Origin of the sequence: Cyanobacterium stanieri LEGE 03274, from assembly GCF_015207825.1 — a bacterium.
Classification (GTDB): Bacteria; Cyanobacteriota; Cyanobacteriia; order Cyanobacteriales; family Cyanobacteriaceae; genus Cyanobacterium; species Cyanobacterium stanieri_B.
Window position 1 is genome coordinate 1 of record NZ_JADEWC010000058.1, and the last position, 2,431, is coordinate 2,431.

General features: G+C 36.7%; 1 protein-coding gene. It reads right to left on the reverse strand.

Annotated features, from left to right (window positions below):
- Positions 1–32: 32 nt before the first annotated feature.
- Complete coding sequence (gene nblS, locus IQ215_RS14170) at positions 33–1,970, reverse strand: two-component system sensor histidine kinase NblS (protein ID WP_193802047.1); 1,938 nt, start codon at positions 1,968–1,970, stop codon at positions 33–35.
- Between the last annotated feature and the right edge of the window lie 461 nt (positions 1,971–2,431).

A 2,431-nucleotide genomic window follows, 5' to 3' on the forward strand; every position in this document is an offset into this window, starting at 1 on the left:
GTGTATAAGAGACAGACCTAACACATACTCAATCAGTGAGCCACAGGCACTTTTTCCTCTTGAAACACCTGTAAATCAAACCAAAAAGTAGTACCTACCCCCACTTCACTCACTAAATTAACCTTAGTATGGTGTTTGTCCGCAATGTTTTTAACAATAGAAAGTCCTAATCCAGTGCCTTCAAGGGTATGAACCCGATTTTCTACCCGGAAAAAACGATCAAAAATCGCCTCTTGATCCTCTTTTGCAATACCAATGCCCGTGTCTGTTACCTCCACCCGCACATGGGATATTTCCTCAGGTTGTTCAGGATTATTTTTTACTCCATAAGCCTTAATGGTGATTTTACCCTGCTCAGGAGTAAATTTAAGGGCATTACCGACCAAATTAGTAAACACCTGCAACAATAAATCATAATGGCCCCATACCGAAGGTAATAAAGCCTCCACATCTCTTATCAACTCAATATTTTTATCTTTAGCATACAATTGATAAGTCCTTAAGGTTTGTTCGATGGGTTGTTCTAAATCAAGGGCTTGAAATTCATAACTTCTCGAAGATTCTAAACGAGATAAATCCAGAACATCATTCACTAAACGCGTTAATCTATCGGTTTCATGATTCGCCGTTTGTAAAAACTCAACTTTTTCATTTTCTGTTAAATCATCTCCATATTCTGCCAAAGTTTCAATAAAAGACTTAATATTAAACAAAGGAGTCCTTAACTCATGGGAAACATTACTAATAAATTGGCTCTTAGCTTCATTTAATTCTACCTCCCTGGTAATATCTTGAACCGTCATTACAATACCTTTCAAATTTTCTTGATTTTGGTCTAAAACTTGAGTAATGAGGATTCTAAAAGTATGGTGATTAGGTTCTCTTAAAGTAACCCTAAATTCGCCTCTTGTGGGGGAAATATGATAGTATTGCTCATCGTCGATATGTTCTTCTTCTACGGAAATATTTTTTAATGGTTTTTGTAGTTGTTGCCCTATTTCTGAGGGTAAAAAATCCAGTAAATATTTACCAATAATGTTTTTATCATCCCATCCAAACATTTTATTAGCTGTGGGATTGACCAACACTAACTTTAACTGAGAATCAAGAAGAATAGCCCCGTCAGCGATGGTGGAAACCAAGGTTTCTAATTTAGCTTTTTCGGCGGTTAATTCCTCAATATTTTGTTCTTCAAATTTTTCGAGCCTTTCTGCCATGTCATTGAAGCTAAGGATTAACTCCCCTAATTCTCCCCCTAGGGGTAAGTCAATTCTTTGTTTGAAGTTTCCTGCGGCGATATTTTTCACCCCCAACAGTAACTCCTTAATGGGTTGAGTAATAGTGAGGGCATTAAATACCCCTCCCAAAATTACCATGGCCCAAATGGAAATAAATACGGCGATGGTAACATCCCTTGTGAGGTTGGAGGAGGCTACGAGGGTAGGGTTAGGGTTAATACCGATGGCTAAAGTGCCTAGGGGTTGATTGTTATCTACTAAAGGAACAAATACATCGGTTACTTGTCCATCGGGGGTGATATGCTGACGTACCATGGGTAATTTTATGTCATGGTTATATTCTTCGGGAAGTTCTAATTTTCTTTGGATGGTGAGGGAGTTTTTAACTTCATTTTGGGAAAAGGGAATCCCGAAAAAAATATTACCCTCTTGGTCTGCGTAAATGATATATCGTACACTGGAGGTACTGTTATAAAATCGACCTGAAAAACGGGCTACTTCCGTTAAATTGTCTTCAGCAATCAAAGGGGCAACGTTACTTGCCAACAAAAGCCCTAAATCTCTACCAAAACGGGTGTCGTTTATTTGTGCCTCTTGTTGAATGGAGTTTACTGCCCAAAAAGTTAAACTACTCATGACGAGGGAGACAACTAGGGTAGCTGTTGCCATCAACTTCGTTTGTAGGGTAAATTCTGACCACCAACGCCCAATAATTTCTTTTAAAAATTGCACCTTTGTTACTTGTATAAAATATCGATAATTTAAAATTGCTTGTGATCACTATGGTAATATGTATGATGACTAAAAAATGTGTCGATACTTTTCAGGTTGATAAGAAATTATAAGTAAATTTTTGTTTTTAGTGTCTTTATTTGCTGAGAATTCAAGGGTTATAATGGTTTTTTTGTTTCTCTTATAAAATTCTTTGATGATGTTTTTTTACCGAAAGAATGGGTTTAAAGCCTCACTCTTTTAGGGCGACTTTTTTATGCTATTATATTTATTATTCTGGGTTAACTAGCGTAAAATGTTTATTTTAGAGTACAAACTAAGAGGAAAACCTCCACAATTTAAAGCTATCGATGAGGGCATTCGTACAGTCCAATTCGTACGTAATAAATGTGTTAGTCTCTGGATGAACTCTCAAAACGTAGGTAAAGCCGAAGTTTATCGATATACCACTACTTTAAGAA